Here is a 19,943-nt window from a genome sequence, read left to right on the forward strand (position 1 = left end):
AAAATCGAACTCAGCGGATAACGCCTTCCTCCAGCAGCAGCTTGAATATGGCTTCGGCGCCTTCCTCTGGACTGACATCCTTGATGACCTGGCCGCTCCCGCCTGCGGCCTTGGCCGTGGCCGCTTTCATACGCTCGGCGCCGGTTTTGGCTTTGATCACTTTCAGCCGTTTGGGCCGCGGCCGTGCCGGTTGAAAGGTGGCGCTGGCGAGCAAGTCATCATCGAGCACTTCAACCTCATCGGCGCTCAAGGTGCCGCGACGGGCTGGGCCGAAGGCGCTTTGCCGGGCGACCGGGGCGGCGTTGTCGACGCTGGCAAGAAACGGCAGGCGCACTTGCAGGCGCCGGCGTTGACCGCGAGGCAGCGCTTGCAGCACCTGCGCTACACCGTTTTCAACCTTCTCCACTTCGGCCAGGCCGACCACCAGTGGCCAGCCCAATTGCTCGGCCAGCAGGTACGGCAACATGCCCGAACCTTCGCCGGTTTCGGCCTGGCTGCCGGTGAGTACCAGTTGCGCCTCGCTGTCTTTAAGGAAGTCGAGCAGCACGGGCAGCGCGTCGGCGCCGTCCGGCTGTTGCAGCACGCTGAGTTCGTTCAGGCCCATGCCCAAGTAGGCGCGCAAGGCTTCCTGCTGGGCGTCGCCGGCGTGCAGCACACGCAGCTGCTCGCCGGCCAGGCGCAAGCCAAGCTCGACGGCACGGGAATCCTGCTCGGCGCGGCGGGCGCGGCCGGAGGTGGGGTGGGCGCCGATGGACACCAGGCACAACACTGAGAGTGGCTTAGGCTGCATCGCGATTGCCTCCGGCGCGGTGCGCGGCCATGCGTTCGATTAGGGCGGCAAGAATGGCCGCCGAGTCGCCGATGACGGACAGGTCGGCGCGTTTGATCATGTCGCAGCCGGCGTCCAGGTTGACCGCCACCACTTTGTCGCAGGCGCCGATGCCTTGCAGGTGTTGGATGGCGCCGGAAATACCGACGGCCAGGTACACCCGCGCCGTCACCCAGGTGCCGGTCGCGCCGACCTGGCGGTTACGCGCCATATGGCCGTCGTCGACCGCCACGCGCGAGGCGCCTTCGGTGGCGCCGAGGGCGACGGCGGTGCGGTGGAACAGGTCCCAGTCTTTAACGCCGTTGCCGCCAGACAAAATAAATTCCGCCTCGGCCATCGGCGTTGCCGCGGGGTCCACTGCCACGGCGCCGAGGTCTTCGATACGCGGCAGGCAACGGGCGACGTCGTGCTCAAGCGTAATGACCTGCGCTTCGTGACGGGTTTCGCTGACCGGCTCGGCGCATTCGCTGGCGGCCAGAATCAGCCGGGCGAGCGGACGTTGCAGGTCTTGCTGGCCGGCACCGGCGCGGCCGATGCACTGCGCGTCAGTTACTTGCCACACGCGCGTAGCCGGACGTTCGCCCAGCTGCGCCGCCAAGCGACGCCCCAGCTCGCCGCCGCCGGTACGGCTGTCGGGCAGCAGCCAATGGCGCGGCTGGAATTGCCGTTCAATGGCGGTCAAGGCTTGCACCTGTTGCTCGGGCGCGTAGCCGCTGTAAAGCGCGCCGTCGAGGTGCAGCAGGCGATCGACGCCAGCGGTGTCGAAACTGTTTTCTTTGTGCTCGCCAAATACCACGGCCAACACGGCGCCTGCGCTGCCGGCGAGCTTGTGGGCCAGGCCTAGAAGGTCGCGGTCGTGGGCGGTCAGGCGGCCGCCGACCATGTCGGGCACCACGACGATGTAAAAGCTCGGCGCCGGCACCGTGTGCAACGGCAGTTGCACCACGGCGCTCTGGCTGGAGCGCTTGGTGGTGCCGCCCTGCTGCACGCCGCTGCGGTCGATGCGCTTGATACCGTTGGGGCCGATAAAGCCGACCGCATGCGGGTTCTTGCGGATGACGCCGTTGGGGCCCATCCAACTGGTTTCGCTGCGCTGCAAGGTGGCGTGCAACGGGTGCAGGCGGTTGCGCGCGATGCGCTCGGCGTGGGGGTTGCGGCGGATGAGGTCAGACATGGACGGTTCTCCGGCGGGCGGGAAAGAGCCTAAGGCCCCTCACCCCCAGCCCCTCTCCCGCAAGCGGGCGAGGGGAGTTAATTCGCGCGCGATTCGTCCCCTCGCCCGCTTGCGGGAGAGGGTTAGGGAGAGGGGGTGACAGCAAACGAAGGTCCATCATTCCACTCCCTCCGCCACGCGCTTAACCGCCACCACCGGCGCCTCCAGCAGCACCTCTGCCACCAGCTCGGCGATGTCTTTGATCTGCGGCCGAGGCTCGACCACGCCTTCCAGCATCGCGGTGCATTGCGGGCAACCCACGGCTACCAACTCGGCGCCGGTTTCTTTGATGTCGACCATGCGCATGTCCGGAATTCGCTGCTTGCCCGGAATGTCGGTGATCGGCGCGCCGCCACCGCCGCCACAACAGCGTGAGCGAAAACCCGAGCGTTGCATTTCTTTCACTTCAATACCGAGGGCGCGCAGCACGTCGCGCGGCGCTTCATATTCGCCGTTGTAGCGGCCGAGGTAGCACGGGTCGTGATAGGTCACCGAACCGCCTTTGTGCTGGCCAAGGTTGAGTTTTTTCGCGGCGATCAGCTCGGCGATAAACGTGCTGTGGTGCAGCACTTGGTAGTGACCGCCCAGAGCGCCGTATTCGTTTTTCAACACGTGGAAGCTGTGCGGGTCGCAGCTGACGATGCGTTTGAAGCTGTACTTTTCCAGCGTGGCAATGTTGCGTTTGGCTAGGCTCTGGAAGGTCGCTTCATCACCCAGACGCCGGGCCACGTCACCGCTGTCGCGTTCTTCCAGGCCGAGCACGGCGAAGTCGACATTGGCGGCTTTCAGCACTTTCACGAACGCGCGCAGGGTGCGTTGGTTGCGCATGTCGAAGGCGCCGTCGCCGACCCAGAACAGCACGTCGGTGGTGTGTTTTTCGCTGAGCAGGTTGAGGTTCAAATCCGCCGCCCAGTTCAGCCGGCCGCCGGGGTTGAAGCCGCCGGGGTTGTCGGTGGCGATCAGGTTGTCGAGCACTTCGGCGCCCTTGTTCGGCGTGGCGCCTTTTTCCAAGGTGAGGTGGCGGCGCATGTCGACGATGGCATCGACGTGCTCGATCATCATCGGGCACTCCTCCACGCAGGCGCGGCAGGTGGTGCACGACCACAGCGTTTCGGCATCGACCAGGCCGTTGACGATGGGTTGATGGGGGCCGCCTGCATGTTCGCCCACTGGTTTGCCCGGGTAGGGGCTGCCCGCAAACTTGGCATCGGTGCCGCCGGCCAGGCCGACGACCATGTCTTGAATGAGTTTTTTCGGATTCAGCGGTTGCCCCGCCGCAAAGGCCGGGCACGCCGCTTCGCATTTACCGCACTGCACGCAGGCGTCGAAACCGAGGAGTTGGTTCCAGGTGAAGTCGGTGGGTTTTTCCACGCCCAAAGGAGCGTTTGGATTGGACAGGTCGAGGGCTTTCAGCCCAGTGGAACGGCCACCACCAAAACGCTCGGCGCGGCGGTGCCAGGCCAGGTGCAGGGCACCGGCGAAGGCGTGCTTCATCGGCCCGCCCCAGGTCATGCCGAAGAACAGCTCGCTCACACCCCACGCCACGCCAATCGCCAGCACCAGCGCAAGCACCCAGCCGCCAAAGGCCGCAGGCAGAATGCCGGCCACTGGCAAGGTGGCGATAAAAAAGCTGGCAGCAAACATCAGCAGACTTTTCGGCAGGCGCATCCACGGGCCTTTCGACAGGCGCGAAGGCGGGTTCAGCCGACGCTTGGCCACGAACAGCGCGCCGACAAACATCAGCACGCAGGCGCCGAGCAAGGCGAAACCGAGGATGCGGTTATGCAGGCCAAAGCCATGCACCAGCACTGCCAGCACGGCGGCCAAAATAAAACCGCCCGCCGTGGCAACGTGGGTGTTGGCGATGTATTTGTCGCGGGCCACCACGTGGTGCAAATCGACCATGTAGCGCTTGGGCATGGCCAGCAAACCGCCAAGCCAATCGACCTCGGCCGCACGGCCACGGCGCCACATGAAAAAGCGCTTGGCCGCGCCGATCACCGCCAATAGCAGGGCTGCGAACAGGAGGATGGGCAGAAGGGTGTTTAACATCATTGGTCTCCTTCGCGGGACCGGGAAACAGTGCGATTCAATCCCCTCTCCCTCTGGGAGAGGGCTAGGGTGAGGGTTGCAGGCGACATTGATTTCTCGCCCAACAGCCCCTCACCCCCGCCCCTCTCCCAGAGGGAGAGGGGAGACAAACATCAGAAGTCCTTACACAACCGCAACGCGTCATAAATCGCCGCGTGGGTGTTGCGTTGGGCTACGCAGTCGCCGATGCGGAACAGCAAGTAGCCCTCGCCCGCCTCGCCCAGGCACGGTTGCGGCTTGATGGCGAACAGCGCTTCGACGTCGATCTGGCCTTTGTTGCGCGAGCCTTCTTTCAGGGCGTAGTACAAGGTTTCGTCCGGCCGTACGCCGTTTTCCACCACCACCTGATCGACCACGCGCTCTTCCTTGGCGCCGGTGTATTCGTTCTCCAGCACGGCCACCAACTTGTCGCCTTCGCGGTAGACCTTTTCCAGCATCATGTCGCCGGTCATGACCACGTCTTTGGGGTACATGCTGCGGTAGTAGGTGGGGAACGAGGTGCCGCCCATGGCCACACCGGGTTTGGTGTCGTCGGTAACGATCTCAACCTGCGAGCCTTTGTCGGCCATAAAGTCGGCCACCGACATGCCGGTGAATTCGCAAATGGTGTCGTACACCAGCACGTTTTTGGCCGGCGCCACTTTGCCGTCGAGCACGTCCCAGCTGCTGACCACCAGGCCTTCGGCCGAGCCCCAATGTTCGTTCTGTTCCAGGTACGGATGGCCGCCGTTGGCGAGCACGATCACGTCCGGGCGCAGGTCTTGAATGGTCGCCACGTCGGCGCCGGTGCCCAGGCGCAGGTCGATTTTCAGGCGCGCCAGTTCCAGCTGATACCAGCGGGTGATGCCGGCAATCTGGTCGCGCTGCGGTGCTTTCGAGGCGGTGGTGATCTGCCCGCCCAATGCGTCTTTCTTCTCGAACAGGGTCACGTCGTGGCCACGTTCAGCCGCCACGCGAGCCGCTTCCATACCGGCTGGGCCACCACCGACCACCACCACTTTGCGTTTCACGCCGGTGGTTTTTTCGATGATGTGCGGCACGCCCATGTATTCGCGGGACGTGGCGGCGTTCTGGATGCACAGCACATCGAGGCCTTGGTATTGGCGGTCGATGCAGTAGTTGGCACCCACGCACTGTTTGATCTGGTCGACCTGGCCCATTTTGATTTTGGCGATGAAGTGCGGGTCGGCGATGTGCGCGCGAGTCATGCCGACCATGTCGACGTAACCGCCATCGAGAATGCGCGTGGCCTGGTTAGGGTCTTTGATGTTCTGCGCGTGCAGCACCGGCACCTTGACCACTTCTTTGATGCCCGCCGCCAGGTGCAGGAATGGCTCCGGCGGGTAGCTCATGTTGGGGATCACGTTGGCCAGGGTGTTGTGGGTGTCGCAGCCCGAGCCGACCACGCCGATGAAATCGATCATGCCGGTGTCGTCGTAGTATTTGGCGATCTGCTTCATGTCCTCATGGCTGAGGCCGTCGGGGTGGAATTCGTCGCCGCAGATGCGCATGCCGACGCAGAAATCCGGGCCCACTTCCTGGCGAATGGCCTTGAGCACTTCGAGACCGAATTTCATCCGCCCTTCGAAGTCGCCGCCCCATTCATCGGTGCGCTTGTTAACGCGCGGGCTCCAGAACTGGTCGACCATGTGTTGGTGCACGGCAGACAGTTCGATACCGTCGAGGCCGCCTTCCATGGCACGACGTGCGGCCTGGGCGTAGTTGCCGATTACGCGCCAGATTTCTTCCACCTCAATGGTTTTGCAGGTGGCGCGGTGCACCGGTTCGCGGATGCCGGACGGCGACATCAGCGTCGGCCAGTTGAAGCCATCCCACCGCGAGCGGCGGCCCATGTGGGTAATCTGGATCATGATCTTGGCGCCGTGCTTGTGCATGGCGTCGGCCAGATTCTGGAAGTGCGGAATGATGCGGTCGGTAGACAGGTTCACCGAACTCCACCACTCCTGCGGGCTGTCGATCGCCACCACCGAAGAGCCACCACAAATCGCCAGGCCGATACCGCCCTTGGCCTTCTCTTCGTAGTACTTGATATAGCGCTCGGTGGTCATGCCGCCGTCGGTGGCATACACCTCGGCGTGCGCAGTGCTGAGCACGCGGTTGCGGATGGTCAGTTTGCCAATTTGAATTGGCTGGAACATCGATTCAAAAGCCATTACGGCAACCTCACGGAAGGGCGACCAAATATTTTTCTTCTAACTGTGGGAGAGGCTTCAGCCTCGATGGCCTTTACTCGGTGCTTGAGATCAAAAGCATCGAGGCTAAAGCCTCTCCCACAAGGGCAAGCTCAGAGCGGCTTCACGACAAACAACCCATCGTCATGCCCTTCTTCCGACCCGCCATACACCTGCTCGGCGACGGTGCGCAGGCTGCTGCCGCTGGCGGCGAGAATCTGGTCCATGGCGCCGGCAAACCAGCCGGTGAACATGTAGTCCACCTTGCGCCCGACCTTGCCGTACACGTAGACGAAGGCCGAATGTTCGAGCTTGACGCTGGCAGTGCCTTTTTCCAGGTCGATGTCTTGAATTTTGAACAGGCCCCAGCCGCGTTGGCTCAGGCGATTCATGTAGTGCTCGAACACCGCCACGCCTTCAATGCCGTGGCATTCGGCTTCTTTCTCGCACCAGTGCCAGGCCGATTTGTAGCCGGCTTTGTAGAGGATCTCGGCGTAGGCGTCGGCGCCCAGGACCTCTTCGATGCCCATGTGGTTATTCACGAAAAAGTGCCGTGGCACATACAGCATCGGCAGCGCATCGCTGGTCCAGACACCGGTTTCGCTGTCGACTTCGATGGGCAGTTGCGGGGCGATTTTGGCCATGGGTGGTGCTCCAGAAATTCGGTAAGGTTTTTACCCTCACCCCAGCCCTCTCCCGAAACGGGAGAGGGAGCCGATCGCGATTAAGCTCCCCTCTCCCGCTTGCGGGAGAGGGGCTGGGGGTGAGGGTCGAAGGAAACGGCGTTATTCGCCCCAGACGTCAGCTAGAACATTCACCCAGTTCTCGCCCATCACTTTGCGCACCACACGTTCGCTATGGCCGCGCTTGAGCAGGGTTTCGGTGAGGTTGGGGAATTCGCCCACGGTGCGGATGCCCAGCGGGTTGATGATCTTGCCGAAGCTGGTCAGGCGGCGGGCGTAGCCCTTGTCGTGGGTCAGGTATTCGAAGAAGTCCTGGCCGTGGCCCTGGGTGAAGTCGGTGCCAATGCCGATGGCGTCTTCGCCGACGATGTTCATCACGTATTCGATGGCTTCGGCGTAGTCGTCAATGGTGGAGTCGATGCCCTTGGCCAGGAACGGCGCGAACATGGTCACGCCAACAAAGCCGCCGTGGTCGGCGATGAATTTCAGTTCTTCATCGGATTTGTTGCGCGGGTGTTCTTTAAGGCCCGACGGCAGGCAGTGCGAGTAGCACACCGGCTTTTTCGATTCGAGGATGACTTCTTCGGAGGTCTTGGAACCGACGTGGGAGAGGTCGCACATGATGCCGACGCGGTTCATTTCCGCGACGATCTCGCGACCGAAACCGGACAGCCCACCGTCACGCTCGTAACAGCCGGTGCCCACCAGGTTCTGGGTGTTGTAGCACATCTGCACAATGCCAACGCCGAGCTGTTTGAACACCTCGACGTAGCCGATCTGGTCTTCAAATGCGTGGGCATTCTGGAAGCCGAAGAGGATGCCGGTCTTGCCTTGTTCCTTGGCTTTGCGGATGTCGGCGGTGGTGCGCACGGGCATCACCAGGTCGGCGTTTTCGCGCATCAGCTTCTGGCTGGCGGCGATGCTGTTGACGGTTGCCTGGAAACCTTCCCATACCGAGACGGTGCAGTTGGCCATGGTCAGGCCGCCTTTGCGCATGTCTTCGAACAGCTCACGGTTCCATTTGGCGATGATCAGACCGTCGATAACGATGCTGTCGGCGTGCAACTCGGCTGGGCTCATCAGGCTGTCCCCTCTCTAGTAACCTGCGCCGAATCGTTTGCCGGCGCTTTGGGGGTCAGCATATTCCTTGGGCATTGGCCGCTATCGCGCAAAAACGACAGGGGAATTGTCGAAAGCGTCAAAGTTGGGCGGGGGACTGCAACGGACTGTAGGAGCGAGCTTGCTCGCGAAGGGTGTTGAACAGGCGGGAATTACGGCGGCGCGAATACCGCTTCGCGAGCAAGCTCGCTCCTACAAGGTACGCGGGGGTCGGCGGGGGTGGCGAGGAATCGGTGCTTAGCGCAGCACCGGGTCGAACTTGATACGGCGGCCAAATACCAAGGCCAGTACAAACATACCCACCAGCAAGCCGGTTGCCAGTTTCAATACACCGACCAGCATCGCATTGCTCAACGGCGCGTAAAGCACCACAGCGCAGCAAACCAAGGCCAGTACCAGCAAGACCATCGCGGCTTTAGACATGGCAGTCATCCTCAAGCTCATACACACATAACTAATCCGACTTTCATGACAACCAGGCGCGGGGCCGGCCGGTCATTTGTCGGCTTTCAGGGAATCAGAATACAAAGCGCTGGTTAGCGGCTTGCGGGGTGTGGCCGGTTTCCACGTCGTCGCTGACGGTCAGCCACTGGGCGCCGCGCAATACGTCGCCTTGTGGAGCGGTCTGGGCCATTTGCGGCTCAGGCTGCATGAACGGGCTTTCGGCCCATTGCGGCTCGGTCAGCGGTTTGTTCAGCAGTTGGGAATGGTTGACCTTGGCAGTCGCCTGAACGGCAACGGTGTCAGGGGCGGAGGTCGTGGCGGAAGCATATGCACCAGTGACAACCACAGCAGCGGCACTCAGCAGGTTCAGTACGGTATTCATGGCGGCGACTCCATCGCAGATCAAGTTTTCTTGAATCTGAAAGTGCAGCCGTCGTGCCAACTAAAAGTGAATTTTTTTCCCTTTAAAATCAATCACTTAGAAATCAAATTCGTAAGGGCCGGTTGCACATTGCACGACGGCCGTTTTTGCCGGGTTGCAAATTGCACGACCGCTTATCACCGTTTCGCAGGGGCTTAAGCGAAACGGCGTTTTTTCACGCGGCGGGGTCTGGTTCGGTGCGAGATTCCAGCGGCAGGTAAACGCGAAACAGCGAACCCTGCCCCAAGTGGCTTTCCACTTCGATGGTGCCCTGGTGCGAGGCAATGATCTGCTCAGTGATAAACAGGCCCAAGCCCAGCCCCTGGCTCACGCCATTGGACGACACACGCTCGAATTGCTGGAAGATGCGCGCCAGGTCCGGGGCAGATATGCCAATGCCGTGGTCCTCCACTTCCAGGCACGCGCCCTCAGGGGTGGCCAAAACGCGCAAATCCACGGGCTTCTGATTGCCATAACGCAGCGCGTTGGTGAGCAGGTTGACCACCACCTGCTCGATACGAAATTCATCCCACAGGCCAACCACCGGTTCCGCCGCGCTCAAGGTGACTTCGCAGCCCGCTGCGGCGATTTGCGCGCCGTAGTTTTCCAGCACGCGGCCAACCAGGGCGGAAAGGTCGAAATGGGCCGGGCGGATGGACAGCTTGCCGGTGCGAATGCGCGACACGTCGAGCATGTCCTCGATCAAGCGCACCAAGCTGTTGATCTGACGTTCGTCGCGCTCGGTCATGGTCTTGAGCTTGTCGGGGGTGAACGCGCTCAGGTCGCCCTTGCTCAGGCGCAGCTTACGCAGCTGGGTTTCCAGCACCAGGCCGTTGAGCGGCGTTCGCAGCTCATGGGAGACGATGGACATAAAGTCGTCGCGCATGCGCACCGCACGTTCGAGGTCGTCCTGGGCGGCACGCAGTTCGCAGAGCAGCACTTCCTGCTCCTTGCGGCTTTTCTCCAGGGCATGCACTTGCTCGTTAATGGCCTGACGCTGGCGGAACAGTTCCACGAACACCGTGACCTTGCTTTTCACCGCCTGGATATCCAGCGGCTTTTGCAGAAAGTCGACGGCGCCGCTTTCGTAGCCGGTGAAGGCGTAGTTCATCTCGCGCCCGGCGGCGCTGACGAACACGATGGGAATATGTTTGGTCTTTTCCGTGCCACGCATCAGCTCGGCCAGCTCGAAGCCGTTCATGTCGGGCATCTGCACATCGAGAATGGCCAGGGCGAAGTCGTGTTGAAGCAGCAGCCCCAACGCCTCCTCGCCCGAGGTGGCTTGAAAAACCTGACGGCCTTCACCGCGGATCAACGCGTCGAGGGCCAGCAGGTTCTCCGGCAGGTCATCGACGATCAGCAGTTTGGTTTCGATGGTTGTCAGCATGGGCTTCTATTCAACTCTGCGAGCAGCGCCTGTATGCCGGGAACCGGCAGGACGAAATCGGCTGGATGCAACGCCAGCGCCGCTAGGGGCATGGTGGCAACCTGAGCGTCTGCGGGGTCTTGGACCACGGTCAGACCGCCACAGTGTTTTATGGTTGCCATTCCTTTTGCGCCGTCCTCGTTGGCGCCTGTCAGTAATACGCCCATCAATGCTGGGCCGTAGGCATCGGCGGCCGATTCGAACAGCACGTCGATGGAGGGCCGGGAGAAATGCTGCGGTTCTTCGCGGCTGAGGGAAAAGCTGCGGTCGTTTTCGATCAGCAAGTGATACCCGGCCCCGGCGAAATACAGCGTGCCGCCGTGTAGGGGCTCTTTGTCTTCGGCTTCTTTTACGCGAATGCCCAGGCGCGCCTGGAACACGTCGGCCAACTGGCTGCGACGGTCGTCGGGCAAATGCAGCACGGTGATGATGGGCAGGCGGTAGTCGGCGCCCAGGCCGCTGAATATGGCCAGCAGCGCCTGCACACCGCCTGCCGACGCGCCGACCACCACCGCTTCCAGCGCGTGAGCGCGGGTAAGCAGCAAGTCGTCGAGGGCGGCGGTGTTCATGATTTGCGGAAAATCCGTTCGGGTTTCACCAGAGGTTCAAAGCGTTTGGCGTAGCTGGAGAAGTCTAGGCTCTCCTTGCTGCCCAGGCCGAGGAAGCCGCGGTGGCAGAGCGATTCATGGAACAGGCCGAACGCGCGGTCTTGCAGGGTTTTGTTGAAGTAGATGAGCACATTGCGGCAGGAAATGAACTGGGTTTCCGAAAACACGCTGTCGGTGGCCAGGCTGTGGTCGGCGAAGGTCACGTTTTCGCACAGCGACCTGTCGAACAAAGCGCCTTCGTAGGCCGCCGTGTAGTAGTCGGAAAACGAGCGTTGGCCGCCGGCTTTTTGGTAGTTCTCGGTGTAGGTGCGAATGTTGTCGAGGGAAAAGATGCCGCGCTCGGCTTTTTCCAACGAGCGTGGATTGATGTCCGTCGCGTAGATGATCGAGCGTTCCAGCAAGCCTTCTTCTTTGAGCAGAATCGCCAGCGAATAGACTTCCTCGCCCGTGCTGCAACCGGCCACCCACACCTTCACCGACGGGTAGGTTTTCAGCAGCGGCACCACTTGCTGACGCAACGCCAGGTAGTAGGTTGGGTCGCGGAACATTTCGCTGACGGGGATCGTCAGGTACTGCAACAACTGCATGAACGCGCCGGGGTCGTGCAGGATGCGCTCCTGCAACGCCGTAATGGTGTTGCAGTTGAATTGCTGCAACGCATGGCGCACGCGGCGCTTGAACGAAGCGCCGCTGTAGTCACGGAAGTCGTAGTTGTACTTGAGGTAGATGGCCTCGATCAGCAGGCGCAGCTCGATCTCAAGATCACGGTCGGGTGACATCAAATGCGTTCCAGTTTGGGCAGCCATACGCGAATTAAGGAAAACAACCGATCCAGGTCGATGGGTTTGGCCAGGTAGTCATTGGCGCCCGCTTGCAGGCAGCGGTCCTGGTCATCTTTCATCGCCTTGGCGGTCACGGCAATCACCGGCAACTTGCGCCAGCGCGGGTTTTTGCGGATTTCGGCGGTGGCTTCGTAGCCGTCCATTTCCGGCATCATCACGTCCATCAGCACCAGGTCGATGTCTTCGACCTCTTCCAGCTTAGTCAGTGCTTCACGCCCGTTGCGCGCCACTTCGACGATGGCGCCTTTGTGTTCCAGGGCGCTAGTGAGGGCGAAGATGTTGCGCACGTCGTCGTCGACCACCAACACGCGCCGACCTTCAAATACCTTGTCGCGGTTGCGCGCGGTTTTCAGCATGTTCTGCCGCTCGCTGGACAGCTTCGACTCGACCTTGTGCAGGAACAGCGTCACTTCATCCAGCAAGCGTTCCGGCGAGCGCGCGCCTTTGATGATGATCGAGCGCGAATACTTCATCAGCTCGATTTCTTCATCGCGCGTCAGATTGCGGCCGGTGTAGACGATCACGGGCGGGAACGAGCAGATGTCTTCTTCAGACATGCGTTTGAGCAGCTCGTTGCCACGCATGTCGGGCAGCTTGAGGTCGATGATCATGCAGTCGAACACCGTGCTGCGCAGCAACTCAAGCGCCTCGCGGCCGAACTCGACGGCGGTGATTTCGATGTCTTCATCGCCGATCAGGCGCGAAATACTGTCGCGCTGCAGGGCATCGTCTTCCACCAGCAATACGCGCTTCACTTGCTGGGCGAGCTTGGCTTCGAGCTTGGCGAATACGTCTTTGAGGTGCTCACGCGTGGTCGGTTTTACCGCATAACCGATGGCGCCCAATTGCAGCGCGGCTTCCATGCGGTCTTCGACGGAAATCACGTGCACCGGAATGTGCCGGGTGCGCGGGTTGTCTTTCAGGCGCTGCAGGGCGGCCAGGCCGGAGATGTCGGGCAGGCGCATATCCAGCAGCACGGCGTCTGGCAGGAACTGCGCGGCCAACTGCAGGCCTTCATCCGCGCCGTGCGCCACCAGGCAGTCGTATTTCAGCTCGTGGGCAAGGTCGTAGAGGATCCGCGCGAAGTTCGGCTCGTCTTCGATCACCAGAATGCGCCGGCTGCCTTCTTTGAGCTGCTCGCGGTCATCGTTGAAGCGGGGAATGGCCGGTGGCTCGGTGGCTGCTGGCACAGGCGCAGACGGCACCACCAGCGGTGCGGGCGGCGGTGGCGGAACGTCGGCGACCGACTGAATAACCAGCCCTTCTTCGTACGACTGCGGCAACACCAAGGTAAACGTGCTGCCCTTGCCTGGCGCGCTGACCACGCTGATGGCGCCGCCGAGCAAGGTCGCCAGGTCGCGGGAAATCGATAGGCCCAACCCGGTGCCACCGTAGCGGCGGTTGGTGGTGCCATCGGCCTGGCGGAAGGCTTCGAAAATATAGGTTTGCTGGTCTTCGCGAATGCCGATGCCCGAATCTTTCACGGCGAACGCTACGCGGCCGTCTGGCTGGCCGCTGATGCTCAGCGTCACCTGGCCTTTCTCGGTGAACTTCATGGCGTTGGAGAGCAAGTTTTTCAAAATCTGCTCCACGCGCTGCTGGTCGGTAAACAGCGCCGTCGGCAAGTCCGGCCCCATCTCAATGTCAAAGGCCAGCTGCTTATCCAGCGCAATCGGCTGGAACAAGGTGCGCAGGCTGTCGACCAGGCGGGTCAGCGGCATTTTTTGCGGGCGCACTTCCAGCTTGCCGGCTTCGACTTTGGAGATGTCGAGGATGTCGTTGATCAACAGCAGCAGGTCATTGCCGGCGGCGTAGATCGATTCGGCAAACTTCACCTGCTCGGGCGTCAGGTTGCCGTGCGGGTTGTCGCCCAGCAGCTTGGCCAGAATCAACGAGCTGTTGAGCGGCGTGCGCAGCTCGTGGCTCATGTTGGCGAGGAACTCGGATTTGTAAAGGCTGGCGCGCTGCAGCTCTTGGGCGCGCTCTTCCAGCTCGCGCTGAGCCACGCCAAGGGCGTTGTTCTTTTCGTCCAGCGAGTCGCGCTGGTCTTCCAGGCGCTGCGCCTGGTCGGCCAGTTGCTCGTTGGTTTGCTCAAGCTCGGCTTGCTGGCTTTCCAGGTGCGCCTGGGATTCTTTGAGCACCCGCGACTGCTCTTCAAGCTCTTCGTTGGCGGTGCGCAATTCTTCCTGCTGCACTTGCAACTCTTCGTTGAGCTGCTGGGTTTCGGCCAGAGCCTGCTGCAGGCGCACACGGTAGTTAGCGGCATCGATGGAGGTGCCGATGTTGCCGGCGATGGTTTCCAGAAACTCGATGTCGGTGTCGGTGATCGGGCGCAGAAACGCCAGTTCGAGCACGCCGTTGACGACGTTGTCGCTGATGATCGGCAGCACCACGATATTGAGCTGCGAGGTGGCGCCCAGGCCCGACGCCACGCTGAGGTACGCATGGGGCAGGTTGTCCAGGCGGATCATGCGGCGCTCTTGCAGCGCTTGGCCGACCATCGATTCGTTGCCGGCCACTACTTGCTCCGAGCCATCGTGGTCGACACTGAAACCGTAGGTGGCCACGCGCTTCAACGCGCCGCCCAGCTCGCGCACATAAAACGCGCCCACGGTGGTGCCGATATAACTGGCCAGCTCGCTCAACACGCCCTGCCCCAATTGCGCCAGGGTTTGCTGGCCCAGCGCCCGCTCCGCCAGCAGGCTCTGGCCGTTGCGCAGCCAGGCTTTCTGCTCGATGACTTCGGCGCTGCGCTGTTGCTGCTGCAAGGTTTTGGCGTAACTGTTGGACAAGCCGAGCAATTCGCGACGGCCCATGAACGCCAGAATGCCGCTGACCACCAGACTGAACAGCAGGTACAGCGCGATGGTCAGCACCACCGTGTTGTTGGCTTCTTTGTTGCGCTGGAAGCGCAGCTGCTGCTCGGTGGCGATAACTTCGTCGAAACCTTTGCGGATTTCGTCAGTCAGTTCTTTGCCACGGCCGCTTGAGATGATGAGTTGGTAGTTTTCACCGGCACGGCGGCTATCGATCACCGCATCGGCAAACTTGGCCCACTGCTGCTGTAACGCCTCCAGGCGACGCAGCCGGTCAACCTGAGCCGGGTTGTCTGCCACCAGTTCTTTGAGCGATTGCAGTTCGGAAATAATGCGCGGCCGGGCGATATCGAACGGCGCCAAAAATGATTCATTGCCGGTGATCAAAAACCCGCGCATGCCGGTTTCCTGGTCAACGGTCAGGCGGAACGCCTCGTTGGTATTACCGATGACGCGGTCGGTGTGTTCCACCCACTGCAAGACGTTAAGCAGGTAATACACCAGGCCAATAAAGAAGACCGCACTGAGAACGCCCACGCCCAACGGCAACGCGACGTTGCGGCTGAGAATGCGGCGAAAGCTGTTTTCGTCAATTGCAGTGGTGTCGCTCATTTGCCGTCCCTGCGTAAAAATTCCGGATTCTGCCGTAAAGCCCAGGAAATGTGCATGCTTATTCCTACATACGCTAGAGAAATGACCGGCTGACCGTAGCCGGTTTGTCGACCCTTCGGTAGTCTTGCGCCGCACGGAGGCCGATCGACAAACGCAAGGCCAGAGACTTGGTCAGCAGCACGTTCAAGCAGTTGCACATTTATTTTCGTTGTTTATTTGCCCCCCAATTCGAGACCGTTTCATGCCCGACAGCCTTAGTGAAAACAGCCATAAAACCATTCTGCTGGTCGAGGATGACGACGTGGTGCGCATGCTCACCGTCGAGGTGCTTGAGGAGCTCGGCTACCAGCTGCTGGAAGCCGAGAACGGCCCCGATGCGCTGGCCTTCATTAACAGCGAACAGCCCATCGACCTGCTGATGACTGACATCGGCCTGCCCGGCATGACCGGCCAGCAGCTGATGGCCGCCGCCCATGAACGCCGGCCGAACCTGCCGGTGTTGTTCGCCAGCGGTTACGCCGCGCAGGATTACCAGACGGGCGTGACCACCGCCAAAGTTGCCACCATCACCAAGCCGTTCAGCCTCGACCTGCTGCGCACCACGGTTGCCGACATGCTGGCGTAACGGCTCAAGGCTTCAACCACAACAATAAGAGAGTCCGCCATGAACCCCCTCAGCGCTATCAATCCGACCCGCGAACAACTGGCTGCCTTCGCCGAAAAGCTGCCGGTCGATACGCCGATTCTGATGCTCAACCTGCTGCGCTATAACCCCGAGGCGCAGTACACCGCCGACAGCGAGCACAGCCCCTGCAGCGGCCGCGAAGCCTATGCACGCTACAGCCGCACGGCACTGACCAAAGTGCGCGGCGTGGGCGGTGAAGTGCAGGTACTGGCGAGCATTGAAGTGGCGTTGATTGCGCCAGCGAGCGAGCAGTGGGACGAACTGCTGCTGGTGCGTTACCCGTCCAAGGACGCGTTTCTGAGCATGATCGGCGACCCCGAGTACAAGGCGGCGACGGTGCACCGCACGGCGGCCCTGGCAGATTCGCGGTTGCTGGCGAGTTTGCCCAAGCGCTGAAGCCGGCGATTATTTCGGCCGGTTCATCCGATTAAGCACCACCAACAGCGCCGCTGTTTGCGCATCCGGCTGCCCGTCGAAACGGTGCGGCCGGTAGTGCATCTGGAACGCGGCGATCACGTGCCGCGTGGCCACGTCTAACTCACCGTTCTGCGGCGTGGCGTAGCCCAGATGGGCCAGTTGCTGTTGATACCAACCAATTGAAGGCAGGTTTTGCTCGAACGCGGGCAACGCCTCGGCCACCGCGTTGGCATCGGGCCACAAACCAAAACCGGCCTCGGCCAGGCGCTGCCAGGGGAATAGCGGCCCTGGGTCGAGTTTGCGCAGCGGCGCGATGTCGCTGTGGCCGATCACGTGGCGCGGCTCAATGTGGTTGCGCGCGGTGATGTCCTTGAGCAGCGCGATCAGCGCAGTAATTTGCTGCTCGCTGAACGGATACCAGACGCGACCTTGCGGCGTGTCGTCGTAGCCGGCGTTCACCAGCTCAATGCCGATGGAGGTGGAATTGAGCCACGTGCGCCCTTCCCACTCGCTTTCGCCGGCGTGCCAGGCGCGTTTGTCTTCGTCCACAAGCCGGTAGATGGTCGCCGGGCCCGCGCCTATCAAGTAATGGCTACTCACTTCGCCGCGGGTCAGCAATTGCAGCGAGCGCTCAAGGCTGGCCGAGGTGTAATGCAGGATGACGTACTGAACACGCTCATCCTGATTTTGCGAGGGATGGCGCGTGTCGATGGTCAGGCCGTTGCTGCAGCCAACGAGGGCGATAAGGAAGATGGCTAAAAACAGATTTTTCATCGGATACCGCAAAAGACTCGGGAAAAGCGGCCGGGTTGATCCCGTTCGGCGCTTGGACAAGGCTGACTAGTTGCCACTCACGCGCGGCCCTAGGTATAACGAGCGGTAGTTTAGTGCTTTACGCGCGCCACCGCTGCGCGGATGGACAAAGCGTCAGTTTCCCGGCGAAAAAAGCGCCAGACAAGCGGCGCAATGGAACGCAAACGCCCACCTAAACGCCCACCTATAGTTGCTGAACCCCGCTCCAGCTCTCGATCACCGCTGCCTAGCACTGAAAGGAAATCATGCATGCGCCGCTCACTTCTGTGGTTCAAACACGACCTGCGTCTGGATGACCATCCCGCTTTGCACGCGGCTGCCCGCGCCGAGCGGATGCTGCCGGTGTTTGTGCTCGATCCGAAACTATTGCAACCCGGCCCATTGGGCGCCCGCCGCCTTGGCGTGCACCGCGCACGGTTTCTGCTGGAAAGCTTGCTGGCGCTGGATGGCGCCTTGCGCGCGCGCGGCTCACACCTGTTAGTTGTACAGGGCCAACCGGAACATATTCTGCCCCTGCTGGCCGAGCGCCTGGCCATAGATGAAGTGATTACCCACGAGGAAATCGCCCCCGAGGCGCGCGAAGAACTGGCCCGGGTGCGCGCCAAACTCGGCGCTACGTCGCTGCTGGAAGTCGCGGGCCATGGCCTGCTGCAAGCCAACGAATTGCCCTGCGCCATTGAGCAACTGCCGGCGGTGTACCGCGACTTCTGCGCGTTGATGGAAGAACGCCTGGTGGTGTTTCAACCGCTGGCGGCGCCGGAGCGTTTGCCGGCGATTCCTGAAGCGGCGAATGAATTGCTGATGCCACCGCCGACCTTGTCGCACCTGGGTTTGGGCGAGCCGGTTTACATCGCCGACAGTGCCTTCCCGTTTTCTGGCGGCGAAGTGGCTGCCCAAGCGCGGTTACGCGATTACCTGTGGGAGAGCCAGGACGTACGGCACTACGCAGCGGCGCGGGACAGCCTGATCGGCAGCGAATTTTCCTCGAAGCTTTCGCCGTGGCTGGCCAACGGCTGCTTGTCGGTTCGCCGTGTGGTCGCCGACCTGCGCCGCCATGAAGCGCAGTACGGGCGCAACGACTCCACACAGGAACTGTGGCGCGCCGTGCTCTGGCGTGAATTCTTTCGCTGGACCCTGGTGCGTCGCGGCGACGCGTTGTTCCAGGCTGGCGGCTTGAAGGCCACGCAACAAGCACCGACCGCCGTGGACGAACGTTTTCTGCAATGGACCCAGGGCCGTACCGGCATGCCGCTGGTGGACGCCTGCATGCGCGAGCTGGCCGCCACCGGTTTTATCAGCAAGCGCGGGCGGCAAGTGGTGGCCAGTTACCTGGTCAACGAACTGCGCCAAGACTGGCGCCACGGCGCCGCCTGGTTCGAAGAGCATTTGCTGGATTACGAAGCGGCGAGCAACTGGGGCAACTGGGCCTATCTCACCGGTATCGCCTGCGACCCGGTGCGCAGCCAGGCGCTGAACCCGCTGCTGCAAGCGCGCCGCTTCGACCCGCAAGCAGCGTATGTCAGCCTATGGCTGAGCGAGCTTCGCGCCTTGCCCGTGAACATGCGCCATACGCCGTTTGTGCTGTCGCACCTGCAACTGGATGCGCTGAACTACCCGCGGTTGGAGCACGTGCCGGAGAGCTGGCAGCCGTATTTGCCGGGCGTGGCGGCGTAGAAAAACAATCGCGGCTAAAGCCGCTCCCACAGTGAATGTGTGGGAGCGGCTTTAGCCGCGATGCTGTTTACACCGCAACCGGCGCCGAAATATGCGGGTGGGCCTGGTAGTTCTGCAGTTCGAAGTCTTCAAACTTGAAGGCGAACAAGTCTTTCACGTCCGGGTTCAGCTTCATGGTCGGCAGCGGCAGCGGCTCGCGGGTGAGCTGCAGGTCGGCCTGCTCCAAGTGGTTGGCGTACAGGTGGCAGTCGCCGCCAGTCCAGATGAACTCGCCCGGCTCCAGGTTGCACACCTGCGCCACCATCAAAGTCAGCAACGCGTAGCTGGCGATATTGAATGGCACCCCGAGGACTTTCTTCCCCCCAACTTTCTGCACATTACGCTGCTATATGGGTGCTACAGCTAAAACTCTTGGGTATGCATTTTCGCTTTTGCACAGTTTTTAAGCGCCTTCCCCTCTATCTCTAGTACCAATTCGACGGAGATTTCCTGCGATGCTGAGGTGTGTAAGTTTTGTCGTTTTGATTAACTCAGCGTAGCAACCTCATTTGGCGTGTTGCCGATCCTCGGACATGGCCCCAAAAACATGGCTTAGGCACCAAATGGCGCTCTCTGCTTTAGATCGATAGAACCAAGAAAAGGATATTGTGGATGAACAGTCGCTCTCAAAGTGCCACGATCATTAAGCGCGCAGTACACAGTTTCTTACCTAGCCCGCAGGGTGTTTGCATTCTAAGGTCTGAGATCCTGAAAGCGACCCAAGGAACCACAATTGATGGCCTAAGTATGTGTAACGCATTCGTCCCAGTGAATAAAAACCCTCGTTTTTGTGCAGCCGGTTTACCTAGCCTATTAACGATAGCTCAATTGATGGAAAATGATCCGACTCTCATAAGCGTGGATGTATTTATTAAAATGGAAACTTCTAATTCCAATCTGGACGAAACGATCCTCGCCTTGAAAGCAGTATTCCTGAGTGAAATAAATTTAAAAGATATATTAGCACCAGAATATTTGGCCATAAAACTTGGTGACGAGTTAAGCGCGTACTAGCTTGT

At 61.0% G+C, this 19,943-nt stretch carries 17 protein-coding genes and 1 pseudogene; 4 read left to right on the plus strand and 14 right to left on the minus strand.

What is annotated here, in order from left to right:
- Positions 1–10: 10 nt before the first annotated feature.
- The 12 genes from etfB to ACZZZU_RS13230 all read right to left on the minus strand — a co-directional run bounded on the left by etfB (position 11) and on the right by ACZZZU_RS13230 (position 15,296).
- Entirely contained in the window at positions 11–790 is a 780-nt protein-coding gene (gene etfB, locus ACZZZU_RS13175; RefSeq protein WP_463550850.1) for an electron transfer flavoprotein subunit beta, read from the minus strand.
- Positions 780–2,003: an electron transfer flavoprotein subunit alpha gene (gene etfA / locus ACZZZU_RS13180; protein WP_463550851.1), complete on the minus strand. Its 1,224-nt coding sequence runs from the start codon at positions 2,001–2,003 to the stop codon at positions 780–782. Before etfA ends, etfB begins: the two co-directional genes overlap by 11 nt.
- A 156-nt stretch (positions 2,004–2,159) precedes the next feature.
- Complete coding sequence (dgcB, locus tag ACZZZU_RS13185) at positions 2,160–4,094, minus strand: dimethylglycine demethylation protein DgcB (RefSeq protein WP_463550852.1); 1,935 nt, start codon at positions 4,092–4,094, stop codon at positions 2,160–2,162.
- 152 nt (positions 4,095–4,246) lie between these two features.
- The gene (dgcA, locus tag ACZZZU_RS13190) at positions 4,247–6,307 is read right to left on the minus strand and encodes a dimethylglycine demethylation protein DgcA (RefSeq protein WP_463550853.1); all 2,061 of its coding nucleotides are present in this window, start codon (positions 6,305–6,307) and stop codon (positions 4,247–4,249) included.
- Between the two features lie 131 nt (positions 6,308–6,438).
- Positions 6,439–6,969, minus strand: coding sequence for a DUF5943 domain-containing protein (locus tag ACZZZU_RS13195; protein WP_122492062.1), 531 nt, complete (start codon positions 6,967–6,969; stop codon positions 6,439–6,441).
- Between the two features lie 141 nt (positions 6,970–7,110).
- On the minus strand, positions 7,111–8,088 hold the full coding sequence (locus tag ACZZZU_RS13200; RefSeq protein WP_463384151.1) for a dipeptidase: 978 nt from the start codon (positions 8,086–8,088) through the stop codon (positions 7,111–7,113).
- A gap of 276 nt (positions 8,089–8,364) precedes the next feature.
- Entirely contained in the window at positions 8,365–8,550 is a 186-nt protein-coding gene (locus tag ACZZZU_RS13205) for a PA3371 family protein (protein ID WP_163016479.1), read from the minus strand.
- Positions 8,551–8,644: 94 nt separating this feature from the next.
- Positions 8,645–8,953: a hypothetical protein gene (locus tag ACZZZU_RS13210; protein ID WP_122492065.1), complete on the minus strand. Its 309-nt coding sequence runs from the start codon at positions 8,951–8,953 to the stop codon at positions 8,645–8,647.
- 214 nt (positions 8,954–9,167) lie between these two features.
- A complete protein-coding gene (locus ACZZZU_RS13215) occupies positions 9,168–10,379 on the minus strand; it encodes a hybrid sensor histidine kinase/response regulator (protein ID WP_463550854.1) in 1,212 nt (403 codons plus the stop codon).
- Entirely contained in the window at positions 10,373–10,987 is a 615-nt protein-coding gene (locus tag ACZZZU_RS13220) for a chemotaxis protein CheB (RefSeq protein ID WP_463550855.1), read from the minus strand. Before ACZZZU_RS13220 ends, ACZZZU_RS13215 begins: the two co-directional genes overlap by 7 nt.
- Positions 10,984–11,805 (minus strand): CheR family methyltransferase, encoded by an 822-nt coding sequence (locus tag ACZZZU_RS13225; RefSeq protein ID WP_122492068.1) that lies wholly within the window; start codon positions 11,803–11,805, stop codon positions 10,984–10,986. The genes ACZZZU_RS13220 and ACZZZU_RS13225 overlap by 4 nt, the downstream gene beginning before the upstream one ends.
- Positions 11,805–15,296: a response regulator gene (locus ACZZZU_RS13230; protein ID WP_463384154.1), complete on the minus strand. Its 3,492-nt coding sequence runs from the start codon at positions 15,294–15,296 to the stop codon at positions 11,805–11,807. The genes ACZZZU_RS13225 and ACZZZU_RS13230 overlap by 1 nt, the downstream gene beginning before the upstream one ends.
- Before the next feature lie 241 nt (positions 15,297–15,537).
- On the opposite strand from ACZZZU_RS13230, the gene ACZZZU_RS13235 reads away from it, so the two are divergent.
- Both ACZZZU_RS13235 and ACZZZU_RS13240 read left to right on the plus strand, forming a co-directional pair.
- Entirely contained in the window at positions 15,538–15,921 is a 384-nt protein-coding gene (locus tag ACZZZU_RS13235) for a response regulator (RefSeq protein ID WP_463384155.1), read from the plus strand.
- A 39-nt stretch (positions 15,922–15,960) separates the two neighbouring features.
- Positions 15,961–16,377 carry a DUF1330 domain-containing protein gene (locus tag ACZZZU_RS13240; protein WP_463550856.1) on the plus strand — a complete coding sequence of 139 codons (417 nt, stop codon included), beginning with the start codon at positions 15,961–15,963 and terminating at the stop codon, positions 16,375–16,377.
- Between the two features lie 9 nt (positions 16,378–16,386).
- Here ACZZZU_RS13240 and ACZZZU_RS13245 read toward each other — a convergent pair whose 3' ends face one another.
- Positions 16,387–17,172: an N-acetylmuramoyl-L-alanine amidase gene (locus tag ACZZZU_RS13245; RefSeq protein WP_463384157.1), complete on the minus strand. Its 786-nt coding sequence runs from the start codon at positions 17,170–17,172 to the stop codon at positions 16,387–16,389.
- A 288-nt stretch (positions 17,173–17,460) separates the two neighbouring features.
- Here ACZZZU_RS13245 and ACZZZU_RS13250 point away from each other — a divergent pair, with 288 nt between their 5' ends.
- Entirely contained in the window at positions 17,461–18,885 is a 1,425-nt protein-coding gene (locus tag ACZZZU_RS13250; protein ID WP_463384158.1) for a DASH family cryptochrome, read from the plus strand.
- Positions 18,886–18,952: 67 nt separating this feature from the next.
- Here ACZZZU_RS13250 and thyA read toward each other — a convergent pair.
- A pseudogene (gene thyA, locus ACZZZU_RS13255) lies at positions 18,953–19,234 on the minus strand (thymidylate synthase); the annotation flags it as partial.
- A gap of 302 nt (positions 19,235–19,536) precedes the next feature.
- On the opposite strand from thyA, the gene ACZZZU_RS13260 reads away from it, so the two are divergent.
- The gene (locus ACZZZU_RS13260) at positions 19,537–19,938 is read left to right on the plus strand and encodes a hypothetical protein (protein ID WP_463550857.1); all 402 of its coding nucleotides are present in this window, start codon (positions 19,537–19,539) and stop codon (positions 19,936–19,938) included.
- The last annotated feature ends 5 nt before the right edge of the window (positions 19,939–19,943 follow it).

The organism is Pseudomonas sp. AC136 (assembly GCF_979258585.1).

Excerpts from the sequence above, each read along its gene's own strand:
- etfB (WP_463550850.1), bottom strand. The coding sequence starts at position 790 with ATGCAGCCTAAGCCACTCTCAGTGTTGTGCCTGGTGTCCATCGGCGCC.
- etfA (WP_463550851.1), bottom strand. The coding sequence starts at position 2,003 with ATGTCTGACCTCATCCGCCGCAACCCCCACGCCGAGCGCATCGCGCGC.
- dgcB (WP_463550852.1), bottom strand. The coding sequence starts at position 4,094 with ATGTTAAACACCCTTCTGCCCATCCTCCTGTTCGCAGCCCTGCTATTG.
- dgcA (WP_463550853.1), bottom strand. The coding sequence starts at position 6,307 with ATGGCTTTTGAATCGATGTTCCAGCCAATTCAAATTGGCAAACTGACC.
- ACZZZU_RS13195 (WP_122492062.1), bottom strand. The coding sequence starts at position 6,969 with ATGGCCAAAATCGCCCCGCAACTGCCCATCGAAGTCGACAGCGAAACC.
- ACZZZU_RS13200 (WP_463384151.1), bottom strand. The coding sequence starts at position 8,088 with ATGAGCCCAGCCGAGTTGCACGCCGACAGCATCGTTATCGACGGTCTG.
- ACZZZU_RS13205 (WP_163016479.1), bottom strand. The coding sequence starts at position 8,550 with ATGTCTAAAGCCGCGATGGTCTTGCTGGTACTGGCCTTGGTTTGCTGC.
- ACZZZU_RS13210 (WP_122492065.1), bottom strand. The coding sequence starts at position 8,953 with ATGAATACCGTACTGAACCTGCTGAGTGCCGCTGCTGTGGTTGTCACT.
- ACZZZU_RS13215 (WP_463550854.1), bottom strand. The coding sequence starts at position 10,379 with ATGCTGACAACCATCGAAACCAAACTGCTGATCGTCGATGACCTGCCG.
- ACZZZU_RS13220 (WP_463550855.1), bottom strand. The coding sequence starts at position 10,987 with ATGAACACCGCCGCCCTCGACGACTTGCTGCTTACCCGCGCTCACGCG.
- ACZZZU_RS13225 (WP_122492068.1), bottom strand. The coding sequence starts at position 11,805 with ATGTCACCCGACCGTGATCTTGAGATCGAGCTGCGCCTGCTGATCGAG.
- ACZZZU_RS13230 (WP_463384154.1), bottom strand. The coding sequence starts at position 15,296 with ATGAGCGACACCACTGCAATTGACGAAAACAGCTTTCGCCGCATTCTC.
- ACZZZU_RS13235 (WP_463384155.1), top strand. The coding sequence starts at position 15,538 with ATGCCCGACAGCCTTAGTGAAAACAGCCATAAAACCATTCTGCTGGTC.
- ACZZZU_RS13240 (WP_463550856.1), top strand. The coding sequence starts at position 15,961 with ATGAACCCCCTCAGCGCTATCAATCCGACCCGCGAACAACTGGCTGCC.
- ACZZZU_RS13245 (WP_463384157.1), bottom strand. The coding sequence starts at position 17,172 with ATGAAAAATCTGTTTTTAGCCATCTTCCTTATCGCCCTCGTTGGCTGC.
- ACZZZU_RS13250 (WP_463384158.1), top strand. The coding sequence starts at position 17,461 with ATGCGCCGCTCACTTCTGTGGTTCAAACACGACCTGCGTCTGGATGAC.
- ACZZZU_RS13260 (WP_463550857.1), top strand. The coding sequence starts at position 19,537 with ATGAACAGTCGCTCTCAAAGTGCCACGATCATTAAGCGCGCAGTACAC.